25 protein-coding genes are annotated in these 25406 nt (G+C 69.3%); 18 read left to right on the top strand and 7 right to left on the bottom strand.

Annotation, left to right across the window (positions count from 1 at the left end):
- Window positions 1-5: 5 nt before the first annotated feature.
- Genes pap through C1I89_RS25500 form a run of 3 tightly spaced genes read left to right on the top strand, consistent with a single transcriptional unit; the run spans window position 6 to window position 2405 of the window.
- Window positions 6-1472: a polyphosphate:AMP phosphotransferase gene (gene pap / locus C1I89_RS25510; RefSeq protein WP_102775174.1), complete on the top strand. Its 1467-nt coding sequence runs from the start codon at window positions 6-8 to the stop codon at window positions 1470-1472.
- A gap of 22 nt (window positions 1473-1494) precedes the next feature.
- Window positions 1495-1944, top strand: coding sequence for a GNAT family N-acetyltransferase (locus C1I89_RS25505; protein ID WP_102775173.1), 450 nt, complete (start codon window positions 1495-1497; stop codon window positions 1942-1944).
- Window positions 1941-2405 (top strand): HIT family protein, encoded by a 465-nt coding sequence (locus C1I89_RS25500; protein WP_102775172.1) that lies wholly within the window; start codon window positions 1941-1943, stop codon window positions 2403-2405. Before C1I89_RS25505 ends, C1I89_RS25500 begins: the two co-directional genes overlap by 4 nt.
- A 4-nt stretch (window positions 2406-2409) precedes the next feature.
- Here the strand turns inward: C1I89_RS25500 and C1I89_RS25495 are convergent, their stop codons facing one another.
- Both C1I89_RS25495 and C1I89_RS25490 read right to left on the bottom strand, forming a co-directional pair.
- Window positions 2410-3546, bottom strand: a complete 1137-nt coding sequence (locus C1I89_RS25495) for a glycosyltransferase (protein ID WP_102775171.1) — start codon at window positions 3544-3546, stop codon at window positions 2410-2412.
- Window positions 3540-3914, bottom strand: a complete 375-nt coding sequence (locus tag C1I89_RS25490; protein WP_102775170.1) for a hydrogenase — start codon at window positions 3912-3914, stop codon at window positions 3540-3542. The genes C1I89_RS25495 and C1I89_RS25490 overlap by 7 nt, the downstream gene beginning before the upstream one ends.
- A 305-nt stretch (window positions 3915-4219) precedes the next feature.
- Between C1I89_RS25490 and nhaA the strand changes: the two genes are divergently transcribed.
- The 6 genes from nhaA (at window position 4220) to C1I89_RS25460 (ending at window position 10847) form a co-directional block, all read left to right on the top strand.
- The gene (gene nhaA / locus C1I89_RS25485) at window positions 4220-5428 is read left to right on the top strand and encodes a Na+/H+ antiporter NhaA (protein WP_102775169.1); all 1209 of its coding nucleotides are present in this window, start codon (window positions 4220-4222) and stop codon (window positions 5426-5428) included.
- A gap of 65 nt (window positions 5429-5493) precedes the next feature.
- Window positions 5494-5883, top strand: coding sequence for a DUF488 domain-containing protein (locus C1I89_RS25480; protein ID WP_102775168.1), 390 nt, complete (start codon window positions 5494-5496; stop codon window positions 5881-5883).
- A gap of 82 nt (window positions 5884-5965) precedes the next feature.
- A complete protein-coding gene (gene tenA / locus C1I89_RS25475; protein ID WP_102775167.1) occupies window positions 5966-6628 on the top strand; it encodes a thiaminase II in 663 nt (220 codons plus the stop codon).
- A gap of 33 nt (window positions 6629-6661) precedes the next feature.
- The gene (locus tag C1I89_RS25470; protein ID WP_102775166.1) at window positions 6662-7423 is read left to right on the top strand and encodes a uracil-DNA glycosylase; all 762 of its coding nucleotides are present in this window, start codon (window positions 6662-6664) and stop codon (window positions 7421-7423) included.
- A 275-nt stretch (window positions 7424-7698) separates the two neighbouring features.
- Complete coding sequence (locus C1I89_RS25465) at window positions 7699-9567, top strand: DEAD/DEAH box helicase (RefSeq protein WP_102775165.1); 1869 nt, start codon at window positions 7699-7701, stop codon at window positions 9565-9567.
- Window positions 9568-9656: 89 nt separating this feature from the next.
- A complete protein-coding gene (locus tag C1I89_RS25460) occupies window positions 9657-10847 on the top strand; it encodes a class I SAM-dependent methyltransferase (RefSeq protein ID WP_102775164.1) in 1191 nt (396 codons plus the stop codon).
- On the opposite strand, the gene C1I89_RS25455 is transcribed toward C1I89_RS25460, so the two are convergent.
- Together C1I89_RS25455 and C1I89_RS25450 are read right to left on the bottom strand one after the other, a co-directional pair.
- Window positions 10842-11954, bottom strand: a complete 1113-nt coding sequence (locus C1I89_RS25455; RefSeq protein WP_102775163.1) for a CCA tRNA nucleotidyltransferase — start codon at window positions 11952-11954, stop codon at window positions 10842-10844. The genes C1I89_RS25460 and C1I89_RS25455 overlap by 6 nt on opposite strands.
- Complete coding sequence (locus C1I89_RS25450) at window positions 11951-14086, bottom strand: lytic transglycosylase domain-containing protein (protein ID WP_102775162.1); 2136 nt, start codon at window positions 14084-14086, stop codon at window positions 11951-11953. Before C1I89_RS25450 ends, C1I89_RS25455 begins: the two co-directional genes overlap by 4 nt.
- 74 nt (window positions 14087-14160) lie before the next feature.
- Between C1I89_RS25450 and C1I89_RS25445 the strand changes: the two genes are divergently transcribed.
- The 9 genes from C1I89_RS25445 (at window position 14161) to C1I89_RS25405 (ending at window position 22303) form a co-directional block, all read left to right on the top strand.
- Window positions 14161-14835 carry a 5-formyltetrahydrofolate cyclo-ligase gene (locus C1I89_RS25445; protein ID WP_102775161.1) on the top strand — a complete coding sequence of 225 codons (675 nt, stop codon included), beginning with the start codon at window positions 14161-14163 and terminating at the stop codon, window positions 14833-14835.
- 107 nt (window positions 14836-14942) lie between these two features.
- On the top strand, window positions 14943-15806 hold the full coding sequence (locus C1I89_RS25440; protein WP_102775160.1) for a proteasome-type protease: 864 nt from the start codon (window positions 14943-14945) through the stop codon (window positions 15804-15806).
- Between the two features lie 314 nt (window positions 15807-16120).
- Entirely contained in the window at window positions 16121-16627 is a 507-nt protein-coding gene (locus C1I89_RS25435; protein WP_102775159.1) for a DUF3800 domain-containing protein, read from the top strand.
- Between the two features lie 132 nt (window positions 16628-16759).
- Window positions 16760-17758: a tripartite tricarboxylate transporter substrate-binding protein gene (locus tag C1I89_RS25430; RefSeq protein ID WP_102775158.1), complete on the top strand. Its 999-nt coding sequence runs from the start codon at window positions 16760-16762 to the stop codon at window positions 17756-17758.
- A 56-nt stretch (window positions 17759-17814) separates the two neighbouring features.
- Window positions 17815-18576 carry an IclR family transcriptional regulator gene (locus C1I89_RS25425; protein ID WP_102775157.1) on the top strand — a complete coding sequence of 254 codons (762 nt, stop codon included), beginning with the start codon at window positions 17815-17817 and terminating at the stop codon, window positions 18574-18576.
- A gap of 252 nt (window positions 18577-18828) precedes the next feature.
- Window positions 18829-19278 (top strand): MaoC family dehydratase, encoded by a 450-nt coding sequence (locus C1I89_RS25420; RefSeq protein ID WP_102775156.1) that lies wholly within the window; start codon window positions 18829-18831, stop codon window positions 19276-19278.
- A 10-nt stretch (window positions 19279-19288) separates the two neighbouring features.
- The gene (locus C1I89_RS25415; protein ID WP_102775155.1) at window positions 19289-20143 is read left to right on the top strand and encodes an HpcH/HpaI aldolase/citrate lyase family protein; all 855 of its coding nucleotides are present in this window, start codon (window positions 19289-19291) and stop codon (window positions 20141-20143) included.
- A 2-nt stretch (window positions 20144-20145) separates the two neighbouring features.
- Window positions 20146-21303 (top strand): CaiB/BaiF CoA transferase family protein, encoded by a 1158-nt coding sequence (locus C1I89_RS25410; protein WP_102775154.1) that lies wholly within the window; start codon window positions 20146-20148, stop codon window positions 21301-21303.
- A gap of 28 nt (window positions 21304-21331) precedes the next feature.
- On the top strand, window positions 21332-22303 hold the full coding sequence (locus tag C1I89_RS25405) for a Bug family tripartite tricarboxylate transporter substrate binding protein (protein ID WP_102775153.1): 972 nt from the start codon (window positions 21332-21334) through the stop codon (window positions 22301-22303).
- Window positions 22304-22481: 178 nt separating this feature from the next.
- Here C1I89_RS25405 and metF read toward each other — a convergent pair whose 3' ends face one another.
- The 3 genes from metF to ahcY form a co-directional block, all read right to left on the bottom strand.
- Window positions 22482-23330, bottom strand: a complete 849-nt coding sequence (metF, locus tag C1I89_RS25400) for a methylenetetrahydrofolate reductase [NAD(P)H] (protein WP_102775152.1) — start codon at window positions 23328-23330, stop codon at window positions 22482-22484.
- 138 nt (window positions 23331-23468) lie between these two features.
- Entirely contained in the window at window positions 23469-23804 is a 336-nt protein-coding gene (locus tag C1I89_RS25395) for a phage holin family protein (protein ID WP_006389784.1), read from the bottom strand.
- Between the two features lie 120 nt (window positions 23805-23924).
- Window positions 23925-25343, bottom strand: coding sequence for an adenosylhomocysteinase (gene ahcY, locus C1I89_RS25390; RefSeq protein ID WP_102775151.1), 1419 nt, complete (start codon window positions 25341-25343; stop codon window positions 23925-23927).
- Between the last annotated feature and the right edge of the window lie 63 nt (window positions 25344-25406).

Raw genomic sequence — 25406 nt, 5'->3', positions numbered from 1 at the left:
CGTCCATGTTTGCCGAAGCCGAAGCCGACCCCAGCCTCTCGAAAGAGGCATTCAAGCCGATGGAGGCGCGGCTGCGCGTCGCCCTGCTGAATGCGCAATACCAGCGTCTGGCCAAGGCCGACAAGACGCTGCTGGTGGTGGTGGCCGGCATCGACGGCGCCGGCAAGGGCGCCACCATCAACCTGCTCAACGAATGGATGGACCCGCGCCACATCAAGACGCTGGCCTACGGCCCGCGCGTCGGCGAGGAACTGGAACGTCCGCCGCTGTGGCGCTACTGGAACGATCTGCCGCCCAAGGGCAGCACCGGCATCGTGTTCGGCTCCTGGTACGCGCCGATGATCCTGGAGGCCATGCGCAAGCGGCCCGACCAGGACAGCATCGAGGCGCAGGCCGTCGCGATCCGGCGCTTCGAGGCGATGCTGGCCGCCGAAGGCGTGCAGATCGTGAAACTCTGGTTCCACCTGTCGGCCCAGGCCCAGAAGGCGCGCGCCAAGCGCCTGCTGGCCAGCCCCGAGACCTCGTGGCAGGTCAGCCCGGTCGACCTCAAGGTCTACAAGAAGTACGACCGCATCCGCAACGCCGGGCAGACGGTGCTGAACCATACCGACAGCGGCCATGCGCCCTGGGTCGTGATCCCCAGCGCCGACGAGCAGATGCGCACGGCGCGCACGGCCGAGGCGGTGCTGGCCGCCATGCGCCAGCGCGGCGTGCCGCGCATTCCGGCCAGCTTCGTGCCCCACTCGCGGCCGACGCGCGTGGCGGACCGGCTGGGCCAGCTGGACTATGACGCGCGCCTCGACAAGAGCGACTACGAGTCCGAACTCGGATTGCTGCAGGGCCGGCTGGCGCGCGCGGCGCGCTCGCGCAAGTTCCAGGAGCGTTCGCTGGTGCTGGTGTTCGAGGGGCAGGACGCCGCCGGCAAGGGCGGCGCCATCCGGCGCGTGACGCATGCGCTGGACGCCCGCCAGTTCGACATCACGCCCATCGCCGCGCCAGGCAGCGAAGCGCTGGCCCGCCCCTATCTGTGGCGGTTCTGGCGCCAGGTGCCGCGCCATGGGCGCATCGCCATCTTCGACCGGTCCTGGTACGGCCGCGTGCTGGTCGAACGCGTCGAGAAACTGACCCCGCCGGCCCAATGGCGCCGGGCCTACGCCGAGATCAACGACTTCGAAGGGCAGCTGGCCGCCAGCGGCGCGCTGGTGCTGAAGTTCTGGCTGGCGATCACGCCGGACGTGCAGCTGGAACGATTCAAGGAACGCGAGAAATCGCCGTTCAAGAATTTCAAGATCACCGCCGAGGACTGGCGCAACCGCGACAAATGGCAGGACTACGCGGCCGCGGCCAACGAAATGCTGGCCCGCACCGACGTGGCCCGCGCGCCCTGGCATGTGGTCTCGGCCAACGACAAGCGCTACGCTCGCGTGCAGGTGCTGCGGCACATCGTCGAAGCCCTGGAAACCCAGCTCTGAAATCCCGCCGGAGGGCCCCGCCATGAGTACCGTAGAGATCCGACCCATCGTCGCCGCCGACTTCGACGCCTGGCTGCCGCTGTGGAAGGGCTACCAGGACTTCTACCGCGTCGACATCGACGACGCCGTCACGCGCAACACCTGGGCGCGCCTGCTGGACGGCGCGCAGCCCATGCACGCCGCGCTGGCCTACGACAGCGGCCGCGCCATCGGACTGGTGCACTGGATCTTCCACCGCTCGACCTGGACCGCCGGCGACTACTGTTATCTGCAGGACCTGTACGTGGCCCCGGACGTGCGCGGCGCCGGCGCGGGCCGCAAGCTGATCGAACACGTCTACGCGCAGGCGGCCGCGGCCAATTGCGCGCGCGTATACTGGCTGACCCATGAAACCAACGCCACCGCCATCCAGTTGTACGACCGCATCGCCGACCGCTCCGGCTTCATTCAATACCGGAAAACGCTGACATGAGCGCACGTGATCCCAACTGTCCGCTGTGCCAGGAAGACGGCGGCGCGCTGCTGTGGCGCGGCCCGCACCTGCGCATCATCGAAGTCGCCGATCCGGATTATCCCGGCTTCACGCGGGTGGTCTGGAACGGCCACCTGGCCGAAATGACCAGCCTGTCCACGCATGGACGCGACCTGCTGATGCGGGCCGTGTACGTGGTGGAGGAAACGCAGCAATCGATACTGTCGCCCGACAAGGTCAACCTGGCCTCGCTGGGCAATATGGTGCCGCACCTGCATTGGCATGTGATCCCGCGCTGGCGCGGCGACCGCCACTTCCCCGACGCGATCTGGGCGCCGCCGCGCGTGGCGCAGGGCGCGGAATCCGAGGAATGGAAGGCGCGGCGCGCGGAACTGCAGGCCCTGCTGCCGCGCTACCGCAACCGGCTGGTCGAGGCGATGAACGCCCTGCTCTGGCACTAGCGCACTAGCGCGCGCCCAGTTCGGCCAGCCAGCGCGAGTAGGCCTGCTCGACCTGGCTGGCGGCGGTTTCCGCCGAGAACAACCCCTGCCCGCGTATCCAGTCTCTGCCTGCCCGGCCCATGCTCCGGCGCAGCCCGGGGTCGGCCAGCAGGCGCTCCAGCGCCGCCGCCAGCGCGGCCGGATCGCGCGGCGGCACCAGCAGGCCGGTCACGTCCGCCTGCATGGTTTCCGGCACCCCGCCCACGTTGCCGCCGATGACCGGCACGCCCATAGCCGCGGCCTCGATAAAGACGGTGCCCAGCGCCTCGCGCTGTGTGGGCAGCGCGAACACGTCGAAGGCCGCCATCACGTCGCCGATGTCGTCGCGCCGGCCCAGGAAATGCACGCGCGGCGCCAGCCCCAGCGAAGCCGCCTGCGCCTGCAGGCGCTCGAACAGCGGCATGCCGTCGCCCGCCAGCACCAGCCGGGCCTGCGGGAACGCGCCGGAAATGCGGTGGAAGGCCTCGATCAGGTCGGCGTGGCCCTTGTCCGCCCGCATCACGGCCACGCAGCCGATGACCAGGTCGTCCGCGGCCAGGCCCAGTTCGCGCCGGACGCAGACGCCCTGGCGCGCCTGCGGCAGCGCCACCGGCGAATAGATGGTGGCGATGGACGCGGGCCGCGCGCCGCCGTCGAGCAGCTGCTTGCGCACATAGGCGCTGACCGCGATGACGCGATGCGCCAGCCAGGTGTAGGCATAGAGCGAATTGATGGGCTTGGCCAGATGCCGCGTGCGCACGATCAGCGGCGTGCCGGCCAGGCGCGCCGCGATCGCGGCCAGCACGGTGTCGCGCCGGCTGTGCGTATTGACCACGTCGAAGCCCCCGCGCCGCAGCAGGCGCCGCACCGACGCCACGCCCCGCAGGAAATTGTGCGGGCCGTCCATGGGCATCAGGTGCACCGTGAACCCCGCCATGCGCAGGCGGCGGCCCAGTTCCGCCTCGGGCTGGCACAGCGCCTCGAGATGGTGGCCGCGCTCGCGCATGGCGATCATTTCCTTGTAGATGCAGAACTCCTGCCCGCCGAACGAAGTGGCGGCTTCGGTATGCAGGATGCGCAGGCCCGCGGCGGGCCGGCGCGGCGTTTCGGCGGCGTTCAGCATGATGGGGAGGCGTCGTCCGTATCGCTCCAGCGGCGGCCCTGGTGCATCAGGTACGCGCCCAGGTAGGCGATGTCTTCGGGGTCCAGCGCGGCGGCACCCGTGGCGCAACATTCATGCGGGCACTCGGAGGCCTGCAGGCTGCCGTCCGCCCAGACGCGCGCCGCGCCCGTGCGGGAGAGGTCGAAACGCGCCCCGGCACGGGCCCAGGCCAGCAGGCGCGCGCTGGGCGCGAGCCTGTGGGTTCGGTAAACGCCGTGGGCGATGGGGCCGGCCGGCGCGACGAGGGCGTCGCCGACATCTACCAGGCGGCTGGCGGCGCCGGGCCGGGCGGGGGTGTAGGTCAATACCGTGAGAGGAGATAAAGGCATGTACTGGCCGGCGTTGCCGGGACGGCTCGACCGAGGGGCGGATCGGAATGTCGGGAAAGGCCGATTGCGGGAATCGGCGGATGGTTATCGCGCGGTCATGCGCCTGGGCCAGACTCTAGTAGAGGATTTTCGGATACGGCAGGGGAATCGGTCCGAGACCGCGGAATAAAGATTGAATGCGAATCGCCCGTTTTTTGCTGAAAATCAGCGAAGATATCCGAAATAGAGCGCCATCGTTCATGTATTCAGGTAAAATTCAGGTTCTCGCCGCGTATATTATCAAAATGTAATCAAGGCCGTAAAAAGTGAATCGACCGGCTTCGTCCACCCCCAAATCCCCCTCCCTCTTCCAGGCCTTCCTGCAGTCCGAAGCGCTCGGCGGCTATGTCCTGATGCTGGCCGCGCTGGTCGCGCTGATCGTCGCCAACAGTCCGGCCGCGCCGTACTACTTCGGCGCGCTCGAAACCAAGTTCGGCTTCCAGGCCGGCCCGGTCGTGCTCAAGGAAAGCGTGCTGCACTGGATCAACGACGGCCTGATGGCGGTGTTCTTCCTGCTGGTCGGCCTTGAAATCAAGCGCGAGGTGCTGGACGGCCAGTTGCGCGGCGCGGCCCGCATCGTGCTGCCGGGCATCGCGGCGGTGGGCGGCATGGTGCTGCCTGCGCTGATTTACGTGCTGATCAACGCCGGCAGCCCCGAGACGCTGCGCGGCTGGGCCATCCCGGCAGCCACGGACATCGCCTTCGCGCTGGGCATCCTGGCGCTGCTGGGCAGCCGGGTGCCGACCTCGCTGAAGGTCTTCCTGACCGCGCTGGCCATTCTTGACGACCTGGGCGCCATCGTCATCATCGCGCTCTTCTATACGTCCACGCTCAATACCTTCGCGCTGGGCATGGCGGGCGCCCTGCTGGTCGTGCTGTTCTGCATGAACCGCATGGGCGTGCTGCGCCTGGCGCCTTATCTGCTGATCGGCGCGATGCTGTGGTACTTCGTCCTGAAATCCGGCGTGCACGCCACGCTGGCCGGCGTGGCGCTGGCCCTGGCCATCCCGCTGCGCCCGCAGAACCAGGGCGATACCGGCGAATATTCCCCGCTGCATGCGCTGGAACACGCGCTGCACAAGCCGGTGGCCCTGCTCATCGTGCCGGTGTTCGGCTTCGCCAACGCGGGCGTCTCCTTCGCCGGCCTGGGGCTGGCCACGCTGGCGCAGCCGGTGCCGCTGGGCGTGGCGCTGGGCCTGTTCCTGGGCAAGCAGCTGGGCGTGTTCGGCTTTGCCTGGCTGGCCATCAAGAGCGGCCTCGCCACCCTGCCGCGCCACGCCACCTACACCCAGCTCTACGGCGTCGCGCTGCTCTGCGGCATTGGCTTCACCATGAGCCTGTTCATCGGCGCCCTGGCCTTCACCGACCCGGCCGCCGTGGACGCCACCAAGATCGGCGTGCTGACGGGCTCGCTGGCCTCGGCCATCGTGGGGTTCGTGCTGCTGCGCGCCGGCGGCCGCGCCGAAACGCCATGACGACGGGCGGGCGGCGCTAAAGTAGACGGTAGACGGGGTCAGCCGCCACGCCCCGAGGAGCCGCCATGAAACCGCCCGCCATCACCCTGCAACGCGTCTACGAAGGCACCGGACCGCAAGGCAGCTACCGCGCGCTGGTGGACCGCGTGTGGCCGCGCGGGCTGCGCCGCGACGACCTGGGGCTGGACGAATGGGCCCGCGACCTCGCGCCCACCACCGAACTGCGCAAGTGGTTCAACCACGTCGAGGAACGCTGGGACGAGTTCCGCCGCAAATACCTGGCCGAGCTGGCCACGCCCGAGCAGCAGGCCCGCCTGGAAGCCCTGCTGCAGGCCGCCGGCAAGCGGCCGCTGACCTTGCTCTATGGCGCCCACGACGCCGAGCACAACCAGGCCGTGGTGCTGCGCGACGCGCTGCTGGATTACGCCCAACGGCACGGCAAGCGCCACGCCTGAGGCCCGCCTCGGGGCGCGCCGGTCTTTGGTACCCTAGCCTCCTTTGGCCGGGCAGCCTGCCCACCCGCCTCGAGGAATCCCCATGTCTTTCAGCTCCGACGCCTGGGCGCGCAACGCCGCGCTTTACGAAAAAACGCGCGACATGCCGTTCAACCGCGAACTGGCCAGCGGCCAGCTCGACGAGAGCGCGTTCAAGCACTACATGATCCAGGACGCGCACTATCTGGTGGCGTTCGGACGCGCGCTGGCCATCGCCGCCGCCAAGGCCGACGACGCCGACGGCGTGGTGCAGTTCGCCGAAGCCGCCCGCGGCGCGGTGGTCGCCGAACGCTCGCTGCACGAAGGTTTCATGAAGCAGTACGGCATCGACGCCGCCACCTTCGAAGCCACGCCGCTGACGCCGGCCAGCCACCACTACACCAGCTTCCTGATCGCCACCGCCTGGAGCGCGCCGTACCCGGTGGCGCTGGCCGCCCTGCTGCCGTGCTTCTGGATCTACGCCGAGATCGGCCGCGAGATCCACGCGCGCGCCACCCGGCCCAATCCCTACGCCGCCTGGATCGACACCTACGCGGGTGACGAATTCCATGCGCTGGTGCGGGCCGTGATCGCCTCGGTGGATCGCGCCGCGGAATCGGCCTCGGCGCAGACGCTGGCGGCGATGCACCAGGCCTACACGCACGCGGCCCAGCTGGAATGGATGTTCTGGGACTCGGCCTATCGCCAGGCCGGCTGGCCGGTCTGAGGCGCGGCCGCGCCGTGTGCCAAAATCGCGCCCATGCCGACCGACAACCGCCTGATTCCCGCCGCCCTCGCCGCCCAGACGGCGCAACTTCCCGCCGCCTGGCTGGCCGCCTTTTCCGACCGGCCGGTGGCCGACGCGCTGGCCGCGGTGACCGCCCACGTGGAAAAACGTCTGGCCGAAGGCGCCACCGTCTATCCCGCCACGCCGTTTCGCGCCCTGCACGGCCTGGCGCCCTCGGACGTGCGCGTGGTGATCCTGGGCCAGGACCCCTACCACGGCCCCGGCCAGGCCCAGGGCCTGGCCTTCTCGGTGCCGGACGACTGCAAGCGCCCGCCCAGCCTGCGCAACATCTTCAACGAAATCGCGCTGGAGTACCCGGGCTCCCGCGTGCCGGCCGGCAACGACCTGAGCTGCTGGGCCGAACAGGGCGTGCTGCTGCTGAACACGGCGCTGACCGTGGAGGACGGCCAGCCCGCCTCCCACGCCCGGCGCGGCTGGGAAACCGTGACCGACGCGCTGATCGCCCTGGTCGCGCGCGATCCGTCCCCCAAGGTTTTCATGTTGTGGGGCGCCCACGCCCAGGCCAAGCAGGCCCTGCTGCCGGCCGACAGCGGCCACCTGGTCCTGATGGCCAACCACCCCTCGCCGCTGTCGGCCAGAAGGCCGCCCGTGCCCTTCCTGGGCTGCGGCCATTTCCTGAAAACCAACGAATGGCTGGCCAACCAAGGGAAAAACCCTATTGATTGGGAGCTGGACAAAAAAATAATTCCCTTGCAAGGCGAATTCGGGTTATGATCGCCGCACTGCACAAAACGAGTTCGGCATTTACCGCCTTGATTTAGCGGAAGTTTTCGCAGTTCGCCGGGCAACCGCCCCGGCCCCATGCCGAACTATCATCGATTCCTGACCCCTTTCCTTTCGCCCTGCGTTCCAGTCAGTACAAGAGAACGCGCCACGCGCATGGTTGATCCGGTCGGCACGATGCTCCATCAACCGTCGCCTGGATCCGGCCGCCTAATCCCCTGGCCCGACCAAGCATTGCGTCGCATTGATTGCGGCAAGGGAAAGTAATGTCTTTCGAAAACCTGGGTCTCGCTCCCGCCCTGTTGTCGGCCGTCCAAGAAGCTGGCTTCACCACCCCCACCGCCGTCCAGGCCGCCGCCATTCCGCAGGCGCTGGCCGGCCACGACCTGATGGTGTCCTCGCAGACGGGCAGCGGCAAGACCGCCGCCTTCATGCTGCCGGCCCTGCACCGCATCGCCCAGCACCCCGCCAACAAGGGCGTGGGCGTGCAGGTGCTGGTGCTGACCCCGACCCGCGAGCTGGCCCTGCAGGTCACCGACGCCACCGCCACCTACGGCCGCAAGCTGGCCGACCTGCGCACCGCCACCGTCGTCGGCGGCATGCCCTACGGCGCGCAGCTGAAGGCGCTGTCGCGCCGCGTGGACGTGCTGGTCGCCACCCCGGGCCGCCTGATCGACCACCTGAACTCGGGCCGCGTCAAGCTGAACACCGTGCACACGCTGGTGCTGGACGAAGCCGACCGCATGCTGGACATGGGCTTCATCGAAGACATCGAGACCATCGTCGGCCGCCTGCCCGAAGGCCGCCAGACGCTGCTGTTCTCGGCCACGCTGGACGGCACCGTCGCCAAGCTGGCCGCGCGCATGATGCGCGAGCCGCAACGCATCGAGATCGCCGGCCACAAGGAAAAGCACACCAACATCACGCAAAGCCTGCTGTACGCCGACGACGCCAGCCACAAGATGCAGTTGCTGGACCACGTGCTGCGCGACGCCTCGCTGGACCAGGCCATCGTCTTCACCTCGACCAAGCGCGGCGCCGACGATCTGGCCGACCACCTGGCCGACCAGGGCTTCGCCGCCGCCGCCCTGCACGGCGACATGAACCAGCGCCAGCGCACCCGCACCCTGTCGCAGCTGCAGCGCGGCCAGCTGCGCATCCTGGTGGCCACCGACGTGGCCGCCCGCGGCATCGACGTGCAGGGCATCAGCCACGCCGTCAACTTCGACCTGCCGATGCAGGCCGAGGACTACGTGCACCGCATCGGCCGCACCGGCCGCGCCGGCCGCAACGGCCTGGCGTTCACGCTGGCCACGCATTCCGAGCGCCACAAGGTCCGCCGCATCGAGCACTACATCGGCCAGTCGATCACGCCCGAAGTGATCGCCGGCCTGGAACCCAAGCGCACCCCGCGTCCGTCCACCGGCGGCCCGCGCGGCGGCAAACCGTTCGGCAAGCGTCCCGGCGGCGGCTATCAGGGCCATCGCGAAGGCCGTTCCTTCGGCGGCCCGCGCGGCGAGTTCAAGCCGCGTGAAGGCGGCTACCAAGGCCACCGCGACAGCGCCCCGCGCGAAGGCGGCTACCAGGGCAATCGTCCGTTCGGCGACCGTCCGGCGCGTTCCTTCGGCGACCGCCCCAGCTTCGGCGACCGTCCGCAGCGCGACGGCGGCTACCAGGGCAACCGCTCCTGGGGCGACCGTCCCCAGCGCGAGGGCGGTTTCCGCGGCGGCGAGCGCGAGGCGCGCGGCTACAACGATCGTCCCAGCTACGGCGACCGTCCGCAGCGCGATCCGCGTCCGTTCAGCGAGCGCGGCCCGCGCGAAGGCGGTTTCCGCGGCGGCGACCGCGATTCGCGCCACAGCTACAACGACCGCGCCAGCTTCGGCGACCGCCCGCAACGCGAAGGCGGCTTCCGCGGCGGCGACCGTCCGGAAGGCGGTTTCCGCGGCAAGCCCTCGTTCGACAAGCGCNACCGCGATTCGCGCCACAGCTACAACGACCGCGCCAGCTTCGGCGACCGCCCGCAACGCGAAGGCGGCTTCCGCGGCGGCGACCGTCCGGAAGGCGGTTTCCGCGGCAAGCCCTCGTTCGACAAGCGCCCCGGCGGCCCCAAGCGCTTCGACCGCCGCGGCTGATCCGACGGCCTGAGCCACGCAAACCCCGCGCTCCGGTAACGGACGCGGGGTTTTCTTAAAATGGCGGCCTGCCACCGCCTCATCCGATCATGCAACGCTCCGCCCCCGCCAATCTCCCCACCCTGTCGCCCGCCGCCCTCGAACATTCCGAGGCCGCGGCCGCCCATCTGCGCGATGCCATCGCGGCCCATGGCGGCTGGCTGCCGTTCGACCGCTGGATGGCGCAGGCGCTGTACGCGCCCGGGCTGGGCTATTACGCGGCAGGCAACGTCAAGCTGGCCGAGGCGGATGCCTCTGCCGCCACACCGGCGGGCGACTTCGTCACGGCCCCGCAGCTGACGCCGCTGTTCGCCCGCACGCTGGCGCGCCAGGCCGCCGAGGTGCTGCGCCAGACCGGCGCCGACGCCGTGCTGGAGTTCGGCGCCGGCACCGGCGCGCTGGCCGAAGGCGTGCTGCGCGAGCTGGATGCGCTGGGGCTGGCGCAGACCCGCTACCTGATCCTGGAAGTGTCGGCCGACCTGCGCGCGCGCCAGGCCGAAAGACTGGCGCCGTTCGGCGACCGCGTGCAGTGGCTGGACGCGCTGCCCGAGGCCTTTGCCGGCTGCGTGCTGGCCAACGAAGTGCTGGACGCGATGCCGGTCTCGCTCTTTCGCTGGAGCGACGACGGCGCCGCCGTGCTGGAACGCGGCGTGGCGGTCGACGATGCGCAGGGCTTCGTCTGGGAAGACCGGCCGGCGCCGCCGGCGCTGGCTGCCGCCGTGGCCGACCGCATGCCGCCGCTGCCGGGCTACGTTTCCGAGATCAATCTGCAGGCCGAAGCCTGGATCGCCGCGATGGGCCGCTGGCTCGAACGCGGCGCGGCGCTGCTGGTGGACTACGGTTTTCCGCAAGGCGAGTACTACCACCCGCAACGCGCCGGCGGCACGCTCATGTGCCATCTGCGCCATCACGCGCACGGCGATCCCTTTACCGCCCCCGGCCTGCAGGACATCACCGCGCACGTCGATTTCACCGCGATGGCCGACGCGGCGCAGGCCGCCGGCCTGCAGGTCCTGGGCTATACCTCGCAGGCCCGCTTCCTCATGAACGCCGGGCTGATGGAGCTGCTCGCGCAGCTCGATCCGGCCGACGTGCAGAACTACGCCAAGACCGTCGCGCCCGTGCAGAAGCTGCTGTCCGAAGCGGAGATGGGCGAACTGTTCAAGGTGCTGGCGGTGGGGCGCGGCATCGCGCAGCCGCTGGCCGGCTTCGCGCGCGGCGACCGGCTGGGCAAGCTATAGCGGCGCGGCGCCCGCGCGCAGCTGCTGCAGGCGCGCGGCGCGCACCCCTTCCTTGATGCGCGCCGGATCGCCGGCGCTGGCCCGCGCGATCGCGCCCGCATCCACGCCACGCACCGCTTCCACGCGCGCGCGCCACGCCTGCCGGTCCACCGGACGCAGCACCGCCGCCGTCTCCAGCAGATCGGCGAAACGCTGCGGCTTGCGCAGCGCGTCGGCGCGTTCCATCAAGGCCAGCTGCGCGTCGGCGGCGTCGGCCGCCTGATGCGCCGCGTCCAGCCCGGCCAGCACCTCGGGCAGCAGGCGCGCGTAGTCGTTGCACTCGGTGGGCACGCGCAGCCGGCGGCCCAGCGCCTCGCGTTCCGGCGTCAGGCGGCACAGCAGCGCGTAGCGGCCGGGCAGCGGCAGGCCCAGTCCGGCCGCGCGGTCCACGTCGGCGGCCGTGACGTCCACCTCCTGCAGCTCCGGCATCACCCGGGCCAGCGCGCCGCAATCGCGCAGCACGCCCAGCATGCGCGACGGCGTGGACGCCATGAGCCCGCGCGACAGTTCCTTCCAGACGCGTTCGGGCACCAGCGCGTCGGCCTCGCCGGCCTGGACCATGCGCCGGCACAGCTCCAGGGTCTCGGGCGCGATGGTGAAATCGCCGAAGCGCGCGGCAAAGCGGCCCAGGCGCAGGATGCGCACCGGATCTTCCTCGAAGGCCTCGCCCACGTGGCGCAGCACGCGGGCGCGCACGTCGGCCACGCCGCCCAGCGGGTCGACCAGCTCGCCCTCGGGCGTCTGGGCAATGGCATTGACCGTCAGGTCGCGCCGGCGCAGGTCTTCCTCCAGCGTGACGTCGGAGCCGGTATAGAAGGTGAAGCCCTTGTAGCCGCGGCCCGATTTGCGCTCGGTGCGCGCCAGCGCATATTCCTCTTTGCTGCGGGGATGCAGGAACACGGGAAAATCGCCGCCCACCGGTATGAAGCCGCGCCGCGCCATGTCTTCCGGCGTGGCGCCCACCACGACCCAGTCGTGGTCGCCGGGCGGCAGGCCGAGCAGCGCGTCGCGCACCGCGCCGCCCACGATATAGACCCGCAGGCCCGCGATGGCGGGATCGCGGCTCATGGCAGCGCGGTAGTTTCGGCGCCCAGCGGCACGACGCTGCCCAGGCGTTCTTTCAGGGACTGGGGCTGGCCGCTGAACATGGCGGCGTAATAGACCGCGTTGGACATCACGTTCTTGACGTAGGTGCGCGTTTCTGTGAAGGGGATGGTCTCGGCGAAGATTGCGCCCTCGACCGGATGGGTGAAGGTCGAGCGCCAGTTGTGCGGGCGGCGCGGACCGGCGTTGTAGCCGGCGCTGGCCAGCATCTGCGAGCCGTCCAGGTCGCGCAGCACCATGTTCAGGTAGTTGGTGCCCAGCACGGTGTTGGTGTCGAAATCGTTGACGCTGTCGGGCGTGAAGTCGCTCATGCCGATCTTGCCCGCCACCCACTTGGCGGTGGCCGGCATCAGCTGCATCAGGCCGGAGGCGCCCACGTGCGAACGCGCGTCCATGATGAAGCGCGATTCCTGGCGGATCAGGCCGTAGACCCAGGCCGGGTCCAGCGCGATGGCGTTGGCCTTGGCGGTGACACGGCCCTCGAAGGGCGCGATGAAGCGCTGGCTGAAATCGAATTCCTTCTCGGTGCGGTCGGACGTGTTGACCACCCGGTCGTAGATGTTCTCGGCCCGGGCCAGTTCGGCGGCGGCCAGCAGCTGGCGGTCGCTCATGCCGCGCAGGCTGTAATTCCATTCCGGCACCGCCTCGGCGCGCCAGCCCAGGCGGAACAGCTGGACCGCGCGGCGCAGGCCCGGGTTGGCGCGGGCCTCGGCGATTTCCTGGTCGGTCACGGGCGCCGGACGCGGCGGCACGTTGATGCGCCGGCCCAGCTCCTCGGCCGCCAGCTGGCCGTAGAAGTCGAAGCGGTCCGCGATGCTGGCGTAGGCGGCCGCGGCCTGTTCCTTGTTGCCCAGCGCGGCCTGGCCGCGCGCCTTCCAGTACACCCACGAAGGGTCCGCCTGCTGCGCCGCCGGCATCTGGTCGATGGATTCGATGACCCACTTCCAGTCGATCTTGGGCTGGCGCAGGGCCGCGCGCACCTTCCAGGCGGCGTTGTATTCCGTCATGCGGATATGGCCGGCCTCGCGATACCAGTCGTCGGCGCGGCTGTCGAGCTTGAGCGCGGCGGTCAGCGCGTACTGGCTGCGGACCCAGGCCAGGTTCGACTTGGCCATCGCCTTGGACCACTCCCCGGACTTGGACCATTCGCGGCGCAGGTAGGAATCGGCCACGCTGACATCAGAGCGCGCCAGGCGGGCCAGCGCGATGGTCACCAGCTCTTTTTCGTTGCGGCCCACGGGCAGGCGGTCCTGGCGCGTCAGCCACCGCATCGGATCCTTCATGAGCTGATCGTAGGCTTTCAGGTCGCCGGGCTCGAAGATGTATTGCACGAACTTGCGCGCATCGGTCGTCTTGTTGGCCTCGATGGCGTCGCGCAGCTGCGGCTCGATCTCCTGCCAGCCGAGCACGCCGTCGGCCACCAGTTGGTCATACAGCGCCCAGCAGGCCGAGCCCGGCGCGAAGGCGCTGGTGGCCTGCGCGGCGGTGACGCGCTTGCCGGTCATGTGCTGGGCGTCCAGGATGGCGCATTCGATCTGGGCGTTGCTGTTTTTCACCGGCGCCAGCTTGCGCACGGTTTCGAAGTCGCCGCTGCGCGCGGCCGCAAGCAGCCAGTCGCCGCGCAGCCGGTCGGCCAGATAGGAATCCGGATTGCTGCTGACGAACTGCTGCAGCGCGGCGGTGGGCCGGCCGCTGGCCGGCGGCGTCCACAGCTGATAGCGCAGCAGCCAGTATTCGGGATACATGCCCAGCGGGTCGGACTTGGCCTGCGGCACCAGCGCGCCCAGGATGGACCACTGCTTGCGCTGCATGGCCTCGCGCGCGGCCACCACGGCGGCCAGCGCGGGCGTATCGTTGGTGGGCGGCAGGCCCGCCAGCACGGCGGGCGGCACGGAAATGACAGGCTGCGCGGCCTGGGCGGCGGCCTGCGGCTGGGCATTGATGGACGCGTTGCGCTGCTGCGCGTCCACCGGCGCACAGGCCGCGGTGAACAGCGCCAGGAGCGGCAGCCAGCGGCGCAGCCCGGCTCCGGCGACGGGGCCCGCGGCCTTGTGCGCGGATTTCTGATACCGTCCGGTTTGGAGAGTTTGTGTCATGCGCCGTCCCTCATTCGACCGCCAAAGCCGCCGCCACTTCCGCCATCTTTGTCCATTCCTGTCACTACCACCGCATGAGTACGCAAAATATTCCAGAGAATACCGCAGTCCAGCTACGCGCGCGATTGCGGAAAATGCGCGCCGAACTGCCTGAAAACCAGCGCGGCCGCGGCGCCCTGCTGATGCGCGCGCGGCTGTTCACCTGGCTGAACGCGGCGCGCGACGAAGCGGTCCGCGCCGGCCGCGCCGCGCCCGCCACCGTGGCCGCGTTCTGGCCCATGGCCGACGAGCCCGACCTGCGCCCCCTGCTGCAGCAATGGGCCGACGGCGGCGTGGCCGTGGCGCTGCCGGTGGTGCGCGAACGCAATGCGCCGCTCGCCTTCCTGCCCTGGACGCCCGAGGCCGAACTGCGCGCGGGCCCCTACGGCATCCAGGAACCGGTGCACGGCGCCGAACTGCTGCCCGACGTGGTGCTGGTGCCCACCCTGGGCTACACCGCCCAAGGCGACCGCCTGGGCTACGGCGGCGGCTACTACGACCGCAGCCTGGCCGCGCTGCGCGACCGCGGCCACCCGTTCATCGCCATCGGCATCGCCTGGAGCTGCGGCGCGCTGGACGCCGGCTACGCGCCGGCCGCGCATGACTTCCCGCTGGACGCGGTCCTGACCGAGGACGGCTGGGTGCCCGCCGCGCCGCTGGAGCAAGGCGGCGCCGGCGGCACCACGCTGCACAGCTACCGCCTGAGCTGACGCCGCTGCGACAGCCTGCGGTTTGCACCAAAACGGTGCAAACCGTAACGCGCGCCGGAACGCCCCGCAATACAATGAATGCGGCATGGCTTTTCCCGGTTCCGATCATGACCTATTGCGTCGCGGCCCGTCTCGATTCCGGCCTGGTGTTCCTTTCCGACTCCCGCACCAATGCGGGCGTCGACCAGATCAGCGTCTTTCGCAAGATGACGGTTTTCGAGCGCGCCGGCGACCGCGTCATGACGCTGATGACTTCGGGCAACCTGGCGGTCAGCCAGGCCGTGCTGAACGCGCTCACGCGCCCTCGCCCCGAAGGCTGCGAAACGCTCTGGAGCGCGCCCGACATGTTCGAGGCCGCCTGCGTGGTCGGCGCGGCGGTGCGCGAGGTCTACCGCCACGAAGCCGCCGCCCTGCACGAGCAGCATGTCGACTTCAACGTCAGCCTGATCTTCGGCGGCCAGATCGGCGCCGAGCGCTGCCGGCTGTTCCAGGTGTACTCGGCCGGCAACTTCATCGAGGCCGGCCAGGAATGTCCGTACTTCCAGATCGGCGAGGCCAAGTATGGCAAGCCCATCCTGGACCGGGTGCTGCGCCCCGACACCTCGCTGGACGAAGCCGCCAAGTGCGCGCTGATCTCCATGGACTCCACGCTGCGCTCCAACATCTCGGTCGGCCTGCCGCTGGATCTGCTGGTCTACGGCGCCGATACGCTGCGGGTCACGCATTTCGCCTGCATCGACGAGAACAATGAATACTTCCGCATGATCCGCGGCAGCTGGGGCGAGCGCCTGCGCCAGGTCTTCGCCGAAATCCCCGCTCCGCTGTGGACCAGCCCCGAGGCCCCGACCTCGCTGGTGCCGCCCAGCCGCGTGCACCAGCCGCTGCGCGCCGAACCGGCCGGCGAAACGGGCGCAAGCCACCCGGCACCGCAGTCGCTCGCCGAAGACCCGGGCAAGAAGCAGGCGGGCTAGCGGCGGGCCATCGAATCCGGCCGCTCGCCCTCGTTGCCGGGATTCAGTCCGATACAGGGGTGTCGAGGCGCCCGGCTTCTTGCACCGGAGCGCGCAGGGGACTACATTTTCGTCAACGCATATGCCCGTCATGTGCCCACCTTCCGAGGCCCGCCGCAATGAATTGCGGCGGGCTTTCGTGTTTTGGTCCGGGCCGCTCCATGCGTGACATTTCCATGCACTGAAGGGTAAACAACCGGCTCCCGCGCAATACACTGCGCTATACCGTCAGGAATGTGCAGCGATACAGCCAACTGCGGACCGCCACGGGCCGATTGCTCAACCATATCCGGCAGATCGGCGGGCACGTGGTCTACAGCGGCGAACGCAAGACGGCCAGCACCTCGCGGCACCAGTCCGCAGAACGCTTCAAACACCAGCTGCTACGCATTGTCCGACGTGCGGACCGCTTCTTCTCGGCGCGGCAGGCCACCTTCATGCTCCTGGTCGACGAGCAACAAGCCGGCGGCAGTTGGCGCGAAATGAACGTGGAGGTCTGCACGCTGGCAATGTTCGAAGATGCCGCCCACCGATGCAGAACCCTGATCGAGCCGCTGATCCAAGGCGAGAGCCATCTTTTCCAGACGCTGCAGTGCGCGGACTGGATCTGCGGTCTGGTGGGCCGCCTGTGCGCGTATGAGGCGGCGTCCAGCCAGTACCGGGACTGGGAGATATTCCACCGCTACTTTCACGCTCGGCTGCAGGCGGTCGCGCTGCCCTGCAGCGGCCTGGAACGATGCGAACGGCCGGCGATGCCCGCAGGTAGCCAGCCTTCCGTATAAACCCTCCTTTCCAGCTACCGAAACCCGGCTTGCAGAACCGCGAATTCTCATCCGGGCGCGGGTGGGCCACACTGGCCATGGCCCGTCATGCTTTGCCCTGGGGGCCCCCGATAAAACCACGAGGAGCGAGACATGCCCCCTATTTTCATGCGCGCGGCCCGACGCGCCGCCTGGCCGGTCCTGGCCCTTTCGTGCCTGGCGGCCGGCAATGCGGCCGCGCAAGGCGCCTATCCCAACCATCCGATTTCGCTGGTCGTGCCCTTCGCCGCGGGCGGACCCACCGACGTAGTCGCGCGCAGCCTGGGCGCATCCATGGCCAAGACGCTGGGCCAGAGCATCGTCATCGAGAACCGCACGGGCGCCGGCGGCACGCTGGCCTCGCAGCACGTGGCGCGCGCCGCGCCCGACGGCTACACCTTCCTGATCCATCACAACGGCATGGCCACCGCGCCGGCGCTGTACCGCAAGCTGTCGTTCAATCCGCTGACCGACTTCGCCTATGTCGGCCAAGTGGCCGACGTGCCCATGACGCTGCTGGGCCGCAAGGACCTGCCGGCCGACGGCATGCCGGCCTTCATCAAGTACGCGCGCGAAAACGGCAACAAGATCAACCTGGCCAATGCCGGCCTGGGCGCCGTGTCGCAGCTTTGCGGCATGCTGCTGCAGGAATCGCTGGGCGTGCAGTTCACCACCGTGCCCTACGCCGGCACCGCGCCGGCGATGACCGCGCTGCTGGGCGGCCAGGTCGACGTGCTGTGCGACCAGACCACGCAGACCATTCCGCAAATCAAGGCCGACCGCGTGAAGCTGTACGGCGTCACCACGCTGGAACGCATCAAGACGCTGCCCGATGCGCCGACCTTGCAGGAAAGCGGCCTGAAGGGCTTTGAGGTCAAGGTGTGGCATGGCGTCTACGCGCCCAAGGGCACGCCGCCCGAGGCCATCGCCAAGTTCAACGCGGCCCTGCGCGCCGCGCTCAAGGACCCCGCCTTCACGCAGAAGATGGCCGAGCTGGGCGCCGAGATCGTGCCGGAATCCAAGCAGACGCCCGAAGGCCTGCAGACCTGGCTCAAGAGCGAGGTCGACAAGTGGGGCGGCGTGATCCGCAAGGCGGGGGTATACGCCGACTGAAGCACGGCGGGCAGCGGCGGTTGCCGGTGCCTGTTCATGAATATATATTGCCGTGCATGAGTACGAACGACGTAAAAAGCGCCCGGCGGGTGCTGGACATCCTGCAGTTCTTCGCCGCCACCCAGGCGCCCGCCACCCTGTCGCAGATTTCGGCGGGGCTGGGCATACCCAAATCCAGCTGCCTGGCCCTGCTCGACACGCTGGAAGGCGATGGCTATGCGCACCAGACCGCGGGGCGCTATTACCTGACCCGGCGCTGGCTGAACGAAGCCAGCACGGTGGCCGAACATGACCAGCTGACCACGCGCATCCGGCCCACGCTGGAAGCGCTGCGCGACGAGCTGGGCGAGACGCTGATCCTGGCGCAGCGCGCCGGCGACCACGTGGTCTACCTGGACGTCGTCGAACCCGAACGCATCGTGCGGTTCACGGCCAAGGCCGGCCAGCGCAAGCCGCTGCACGCCTCGGCCTCCGGACGCGCCCTGCTGGGCGCCATGGCGCCCGCCGAGCGCGAGGCGCTGGCTGCGCGCCTGAGCCTGGACCGCTACACCAGCCAGACCGTCAAGACCCACAAGCAGCTGCTGCGCCTGATCGCGTCCGAGGCCGAGCGCGGCTGGCACGTGAACCTGGCGGAACACCAGGCCGACACGCTGTCGGTCGCCGCCTCCCTGGTGCTGTACGGCACGGTGCTGGCGCTGGTCGTGGGCGCGCCGCTGGACCGGTCGGCGGCCAAGGCCGACGCCATCGGCCAGACCCTGCTGGCCGCCAGCCGCCAGCTGGCCCAGCGCATCGACACCCCCGCCCCGCTCGCCCGGTAGGGCTTTTCCCCTGCCGCTGCCCGCGCCCGGTTCCCGGGGCGCGGTTTCCCCCTTCCCTTCCCCGGATTCCCGCGGCCGCCCGCCAGGCCCGCGGCGACGCCATGCGGGTTTACGCCTAGGCCCGGGCGTTGCCGACACGAGTTCATGACTATAAACTTTTGTTCAAGAGTAAGAACGCCGCCGGAATCCCCTCTGTTGCGGCGACTCCGGAACCGGGCTGGCGCCCGGCGCTCTCCCCCAGAAGGAAGAAACATGGCTGGCCTCTATTACGAACAGTTTTCCGTCGGACAGGCTTTCGATCATGCCTGGACCCGCACCCTGACCGAGATGGACAACGTGCTGTTCAGCTCGCTGACGATGAATGTGCAGCCGCTGCACCTGGACGCGCATTTCGCCGCGAAGACCGAATTCGGCAAGCCGCTGGTCAACAGCCTGTTCACGCTGGGCCTGCTGATCGGCATGACGGTCAACGACACCACGCTGGGCACCACGGTGGCCAACCTCGGCATGACCGACGTGAATTTCCCCAAGCCGGTCTTCGCCGGCGACACGCTGCATGTGCGCACCCGCGTGCTCTCCATGCGCGAGAGCCGCTCGCGCCCGGACGCGGGCATCGTCGAGTTCGAGCACACCGCCCTGAACCACCGCGACGAAGTGGTCGCCACCTGCAAGCGCTCGGCCCTGATGCGCAAGCAGCCCTAGGAGGCTCGCCATGACCCGATCCCTGCTCTTCGTGCCCGGCGATTCCGCGCGCAAATTCGAGCATGCCGCCGCCAGCGCGGCCGACGCGCTGATCCTGGACCTGGAGGATTCCGTCGCGCCGGACCAGAAAGCCGAAGCCCGCGCCCAGGTGCGCGCCATGCTGGAACGCGGCGCGGCCGGCAAGTCCCTGTGGGTGCGGATCAACGCGCTGGACAGCGGCGCGGCGCTGGCCGACCTGGCGGCCGTGATGCCGGCCGCTCCCTGCGGCATCGTGCTGCCCAAGTGCCGCAGCCGCGAAGACATGCGCCAGCTTGCGCACTACCTGGACGCGTTCGAGGCGGCCGCGGGCGCCGCCGCCGGCGCGACCCGCATCCTGGCCATCGTCACCGAAACCGCGCAGTCGCTGTTCGGGCTGCACGATTACCGCGACGCCACCGCCCGCCTGTGGGGCCTGTCCTGGGGCGGGGAAGACCTGGCCGCCGACGTGGGCGCGCTGCGCAACCGCGATGCCGGCCGCTATACCGAACCGTTCCGGCTGGCGCGCTCGCTGTGCCTGATGGCCGCGGCGGCCGCCGGCGTGCGCGCCATCGACACGGTCTGCGTGGACCTGGACGCGCCTGACGTGCTGGCCGACGAGTCCCGCGAGGCTTTCCGCGACGGCTTCGTCGGCAAGATGGCGATCCATCCGCGCCACGTCGACGCCGTCAACGCCGCGCTGACGCCCGACGCGCAGCAGCTGCAATGGGCGCGGGCCGTGATCGATGCGTTCGCGCAGCATCCCGGCGCGGGCACGCTGCGGCTGGACGGCAAGATGATCGACCGGCCGCACCTGCGCCTGGCGCGCCGCCTGCTGGGGGAGGACTGAGCATGCCCGGACCGCTGCACGGCATACGCGTCATCGACATGACCAGCGTGGGCATGGGGCCCATGGCCACCCAGATGCTCGGCGACATGGGCGCGGACGTGATCAAGATCGAGTCCGCCGAAGGCGACGTGTTCCGCCACGTCACGCCGCAGCGCCATGCCGCCATGAGCCACACCCACCTCAACCTCAACCGCAACAAGCGCAGCGCGGTGATCGACGTCAAGACCGCCGAAGGCCGCGCGCAGCTGGACGCGCTGATCGGCGGGGCCGACGTGTTCATCTCCAACATGCGCGCGCCCGCCATGCGCCGCCTGGGCCTGGACTACGCGACGCTGGCGGCGCGCTTTCCCGAGCTGGTGTATTGCGCCTGCTACGGCTATTCGGAAGCCGGCCCGTACGCCGGACGAGCCGCCATCGACGACACCATCCAGGCGGCCTCGGGCATGGCCTGGCTGCAAGGCGGCGCGGGCGCCGGCGCGCCCTGCTACGTCAATTCGGTGGTCGCCGACAAGGTGGTGGCCCTGTACGTGGCCAACGCCGTGACCAGCGCGCTGCTGGCGCGCGAACGCGGCGCCGGCGGCCAGGCGGTCGAGGTGCCGATGTTCGAATGCATGGTGGCCTTCCTGGCGCCGGAACATCTGGCCGGCCTGACCTTCGTGCCGCCCGAGGGCCCGGCGGGCTACACGCGCCTGCTCAACGAATACCGCCGCCCGTTCCGCACGCGCGACGGCTACATGAGCGTGGTGCCCTACACCACCCCGCAATGGCAGCGCTTTTTCGACCTGACCGGCCATCCCGAGATGGCGCAGGACCCGCGCTACCAGACCCTCAACAGCCGCAGCCGCCATTTCCCGGAGCTGTACCGCTACGTGGAGACGGTGCTGGCCGAACGCAGCACCGCGCAATGGACCGAACTGCTGGCCAGCGCCGACATCCCCTTCGCGCCGGTCAACGGCTTCGAGGAGCTGCTGGCCGACCCCCATCTCAAGGCCACCGGCTTCTGGCACGAATCGGAGCATCCCACAGAAGGACGCCTGATCCAGGCCGGCCTGCCCGTCAGATTCAGCCGCACGCCGGGCGAGATCCGCCGGCATCCGCCGGGGCTGGGCGAACACACCGACGAGATCCTGGCGCTGGCGCGCGCCGGCCAAGCTCGCTGACCCGCACAAAGAAACAGAGGAGACAACCATGCACAACCCGATCCGAGCCGCCCTGGCGGCGGCCGCGCTCTGCGTGCCCGCGCTGGCCGCCGCCGGCGGCTACCCGCAGGCCGACAAGCCCATACGCTTCATCGTCGGTTTTCCGGCCGGCAGCACCATCGACAACGTCTCGCGCGTGGTGGTCGACGACATCCGCGCCCGCACCGGCGCGCAGATCGTCGTCGAGAACAAGCCGGGCGCCCTGGGCGTGCTGGGCGTGGACGCCGTGGCCCGGGCCGCGCCCGACGGCTACACCATGATGCCCAGCTCCAGCGCCACCAGTTCCTCGGGCCCCTACCTGTCCAAGGCGTTCCAGCGCTATGACGCGATCAAGGACTTCACCCAGGTGGGCCGGGTGGTCCGGTTCGACGTGGTGATCGTCACGCGCGCCAGCGGCTCGTACGGCGACGCGCGCCAGCTGGTGGCGGCGGCCAGGCAGAAGCCGCAGTCGGTGACCAGCGGCTACGGCTCGGGCACCGGCCAGGTGGTCGCGGCCGCCTTCAGCCGCGCCGCCGGCGCCGAGGTGCTGGGCGTGCCCTACAAGGGCCAGCCCGCCGCCGTGACCGACCTGCTGGGCGGGCGCATCGATTTCGTGGCGGCCGACCTGGGCGCGGTGCTGCCGCAGATCCGCGCGCAGAACCTGAACGCCGTGGCGCTGGTCTCCAGCAAGCGCTCGACCATTCTGCCCGCGGTGCCCACGGCCGGCGAGCTGGGCATGGGCAGCCTGGACCTGACCGGCTGGATCGGCGTGGCCGGCCCGGCCGGCCTGGCGCCCGAGGCGGCCAAGTGGTGGGCCGACCAGTTGAGCGCGACGATGCGCGATGCCGCCGTCCAGGAACGGCTGCGCGCGATGGGCATGGAGCCGGACCTGGCGGTCGGCGAGCCTTTGCAGCAATTCGTCCGGTCGCAGTATGAAGCCTGGGGCGAGCAGATCCGCCAGGCGGGGATTCAGCCGGAATAGGCGGCCCGGGGGGCCGATGGGCTACGCGCGTTCGATATTCGTGTTCTTGCCCAGGCGTTCTCGCGCTGCGCCCATCCTACGGTGGTGAGGCCGTAGGATGGGTGCAGCGCGAGATATTCGACACAAGAAATCAAGGCTCGAGCGCGCGGAACCCATCAGGCGCCCAAAGCCCCCGCCCTCATCCCTGCAGCGACAATTCCCGCCACACCGCCATCGGCGCTTCGGCGTGGTTCAGGGTGTAGAAATGCAGGCCCGGCGCGCCGTTGTCCAGCAGCGTCTGGCACAGCTCGGTCACCACGTCCACGCCGAAGGCGCGGATGGAGGCCTTGTCGTCGCCGAACTCCGCCAGGCGCAGGCGGATCCAGCGCGGCACTTCCGCGCCGCACATTTCCGAGAAGCGCAGCAGCTGCGTGTGGTTCGTGATGGGCATGATGCCCGGCACGATGGGCACGTCCACGCCCTTGGCCTGGGCCCGGTCGACGAAGTCGAAGTAGGCGTCGGCGTTGAAGAAGTACTGCGTGATGGCGGCATTGGCGCCGGCCCGCACCTTGCGCACGAAATGGTCCAGGTCGGCCGAGGGGTTGGCCGCCTGCGGATGCATTTCGGGATAGGCCGCCACTTCGATGTGGAACCAGTCGCCGGTCTCCTCGCGGATGAACGTCACCAGTTCGTTGGCGTAGCGCAGCTCGCCCGCATCGCCGCCCATGCCCGAGGGCAGGTCGCCGCGCAGGGCGACCACGCGCCGCACGCCTTCGCTCTTGTAGGCCTGGAGGATGTCCCGCAGGTCCTGGCGCGAGGCGCCGACGCACGACAGGTGCGGCGCCGCATCGCAGCCCAGGTTGCGCAGCGTGCGCACGGCGTCCGCCGTGCCCGCACGCGTGGAGCCGCCCGCGCCGAACGTCACGCTGACGTACTTGGGCTGGATGGCCAGCATCTGCTTGGCCGCGCGCACCAGCCGTTCTTGGCCGGCCAGGTCGCGCGGGGGGAAAAATTCCAGACTGAAAGCAGGAGAAATCGAATCGGACATATCAGCAGTTATCTATAAGCACTACGCGTCCCGCATGAACCGGGTGCGCCCCACCGGGATGCCGCGGAGCCGGCTTCGCCGGTCCGCCGGCATGCCCCCTTGAGGGGGAGCGCGCAGCGCTCGGGGGTGGGATCGACTCTAGGGGATCAGCTTGGTGAGCAGGCCCGAGATGATGCTGTACAGGATCGCACCGCCCACGGCCCACCAGAACCCGTTGACCTGGAAGCCCTTCAGCACGGAGCCGACGAACCAGAACAACAAGGCGTTGATGACGATGAGGAAGAGGCCCAGCGTGACGATCGTGATGGGCAGCGTCAGCAGCACCAGCACCGGCTTGACCAGCATGTTGACCAGGCCCAGCACCAGCGCGGCGATGAGTGCAGAACCGAAGCTGGCCACGGTGATGCCGGGCAGCAGATAGGCAACCGCCAGCAGGGCCACCGCGTTCAGGATCCAGACGAGTATCAATGCCATGTTCGACCTCCTGTGTTGGGTCCGCCGGCCTCGCGGCCGCAATGCGGTCGCGAGAGGGAGCTGCGGACCGGTAAGCCCGCGCCGACATGGCGCGGTACTTCCCCTATTTTGCTACAACCCTCAATAACGGTAGTGGTTGGGCTTGTACGGGCCTTCGACCGGCACGCTGATGTAGTCGGCCTGTTCCTGGCGCAGGGTGGTGAGCTTCACGCCCAGCTTCTTCAGGTGCAGGCGCGCGACCTTCTCGTCCAGGTGCTTGGGCAGCACGTAGACTTCGCCCGACTTGTAGGCCTCGTTGCGCGTGTACAGCTCGATCTGGGCGATCGTCTGGTTGGCGAACGACGAGGACATCACGAACGACGGGTGGCCGGTGGCGCAACCCAGGTTCACCAGGCGACCCTGGGCCAGCAGGATGATGCGCTTGCCGTCCGGGAAGATGACGTGGTCGACCTGCGGCTTGATCTCTTCCCACTTGCAGTCGGCCAGGCTGGCGACGTCGATTTCGTTGTCGAAGTGGCCGATGTTGCACACGATGGCCTGGTCCTTCATGGCGTTCATGTGCTCGCGCGTGATGACGTGGTAGTTGCCCGTGGCGGTGACGAAGATGTCGCCGTGCGCGGCGGCCTCTTCCATGGTCACGACCTTGAAGCCTTCCATGGCGGCCTGCAGGGCGCAGATCGGGTCGATCTCGGTGACCCAGACCTGGGCGCGCAGCGCGGCCAGCGCCTGGGCGCAGCCCTTGCCCACGTCGCCGTAGCCGGCCACCACCGCGATCTTGCCCGCGACCATCACGTCGGTGGCGCGCTTGATGCCGTCGACCAGCGATTCGCGGCAGCCGTACAGGTTGTCGAACTTGGACTTGGTGACCGAGTCGTTGACGTTGATGGCGGCGAAGGCCAGTTCGCCCTTCTGCGACATCTGGTAGAGGCGGTGCACGCCGGTGGTGGTTTCCTCGGTCACGCCCTTGATCTGGGCCAGGCGCGTCGAATACCACTTGGGATCGCGTTGCAGCGTTTCCTTGATGGCGGCGAACAGGATGCGCTCTTCGTCGCTGCCCGGGTTGGCCAGCACCGAGATGTCCTTCTCGGCCTTGGTGCCCAGGTGCAGCATCAAGGTGGCGTCGCCGCCGTCGTCCAGGATCATGTTGGCGTGCTGGTCGTTGGGCCATTCGAAGATCTTGTGGGTGTACTGCCAGTACTCTTCCAGCGTCTCGCCCTTGACGGCGAAGACCGGCGTGCCCGAGGCCGCGATGGCGGCGGCGGCGTGGTCCTGCGTGGAGAAGATGTTGCACGAGGCCCAGCGCACTTCGGCGCCCAGGGCCACCAGCGTTTCGATCAGCACGCCGGTCTGGATGGTCATGTGCAGGCTGCCGGCGATGCGGGCGCCCTTGAGCGGCTGCTGGGCCGCGAATTCCTCGCGGATGGCCATCAGGCCGGGCATTTCGGTCTCGGCGATGGCCAGCTCGCGGCGGCCCCAGCCGGCCAGCGACAGGTCGGCGACGATGTAGTCGGAGAAGGATTTGTCAGTCACAGCGTTCATGGTGTGTAGGCTCCACGTGAAATACGAACGGCGCGCAAGATGGCCGGACAACGCGAATACACC

Origin of the sequence: Achromobacter pulmonis (assembly GCF_002885955.2) — a bacterium.
In the GTDB taxonomy this organism is placed as follows: Bacteria; Pseudomonadota; Gammaproteobacteria; order Burkholderiales; family Burkholderiaceae_B; genus Achromobacter; species Achromobacter pulmonis_A.
This window is presented reverse-complemented; position numbering and strand designations above follow the sequence as displayed.

Excerpts from the sequence above, each read along its gene's own strand:
- ahcY (WP_102775151.1), bottom strand. The coding sequence starts at position 25,343 with ATGAACGCTGTGACTGACAAATCCTTCTCCGACTACATCGTCGCCGAC.
- C1I89_RS25480 (WP_102775168.1), top strand. The coding sequence starts at position 5,494 with ATGAAACCGCCCGCCATCACCCTGCAACGCGTCTACGAAGGCACCGGA.
- C1I89_RS25490 (WP_102775170.1), bottom strand. The coding sequence starts at position 3,914 with ATGCCTTTATCTCCTCTCACGGTATTGACCTACACCCCCGCCCGGCCC.
- C1I89_RS25500 (WP_102775172.1), top strand. The coding sequence starts at position 1,941 with ATGAGCGCACGTGATCCCAACTGTCCGCTGTGCCAGGAAGACGGCGGC.
- C1I89_RS25415 (WP_102775155.1), top strand. The coding sequence starts at position 19,289 with ATGACCCGATCCCTGCTCTTCGTGCCCGGCGATTCCGCGCGCAAATTC.
- C1I89_RS25470 (WP_102775166.1), top strand. The coding sequence starts at position 6,662 with ATGCCGACCGACAACCGCCTGATTCCCGCCGCCCTCGCCGCCCAGACG.
- C1I89_RS25450 (WP_102775162.1), bottom strand. The coding sequence starts at position 14,086 with ATGACACAAACTCTCCAAACCGGACGGTATCAGAAATCCGCGCACAAG.
- C1I89_RS25440 (WP_102775160.1), top strand. The coding sequence starts at position 14,943 with ATGACCTATTGCGTCGCGGCCCGTCTCGATTCCGGCCTGGTGTTCCTT.
- C1I89_RS25420 (WP_102775156.1), top strand. The coding sequence starts at position 18,829 with ATGGCTGGCCTCTATTACGAACAGTTTTCCGTCGGACAGGCTTTCGAT.
- pap (WP_102775174.1), top strand. The coding sequence starts at position 6 with ATGTTTGCCGAAGCCGAAGCCGACCCCAGCCTCTCGAAAGAGGCATTC.
- metF (WP_102775152.1), bottom strand. The coding sequence starts at position 23,330 with ATGTCCGATTCGATTTCTCCTGCTTTCAGTCTGGAATTTTTCCCCCCG.
- C1I89_RS25505 (WP_102775173.1), top strand. The coding sequence starts at position 1,495 with ATGAGTACCGTAGAGATCCGACCCATCGTCGCCGCCGACTTCGACGCC.
- C1I89_RS25495 (WP_102775171.1), bottom strand. The coding sequence starts at position 3,546 with ATGCTGAACGCCGCCGAAACGCCGCGCCGGCCCGCCGCGGGCCTGCGC.
- C1I89_RS25410 (WP_102775154.1), top strand. The coding sequence starts at position 20,146 with ATGCCCGGACCGCTGCACGGCATACGCGTCATCGACATGACCAGCGTG.
- C1I89_RS25445 (WP_102775161.1), top strand. The coding sequence starts at position 14,161 with ATGAGTACGCAAAATATTCCAGAGAATACCGCAGTCCAGCTACGCGCG.
- C1I89_RS25430 (WP_102775158.1), top strand. The coding sequence starts at position 16,760 with ATGCCCCCTATTTTCATGCGCGCGGCCCGACGCGCCGCCTGGCCGGTC.
- C1I89_RS25455 (WP_102775163.1), bottom strand. The coding sequence starts at position 11,954 with ATGAGCCGCGATCCCGCCATCGCGGGCCTGCGGGTCTATATCGTGGGC.
- tenA (WP_102775167.1), top strand. The coding sequence starts at position 5,966 with ATGTCTTTCAGCTCCGACGCCTGGGCGCGCAACGCCGCGCTTTACGAA.
- C1I89_RS25460 (WP_102775164.1), top strand. The coding sequence starts at position 9,657 with ATGCAACGCTCCGCCCCCGCCAATCTCCCCACCCTGTCGCCCGCCGCC.
- C1I89_RS25425 (WP_102775157.1), top strand. The coding sequence starts at position 17,815 with ATGAGTACGAACGACGTAAAAAGCGCCCGGCGGGTGCTGGACATCCTG.
- C1I89_RS25405 (WP_102775153.1), top strand. The coding sequence starts at position 21,332 with ATGCACAACCCGATCCGAGCCGCCCTGGCGGCGGCCGCGCTCTGCGTG.
- C1I89_RS25395 (WP_006389784.1), bottom strand. The coding sequence starts at position 23,804 with ATGGCATTGATACTCGTCTGGATCCTGAACGCGGTGGCCCTGCTGGCG.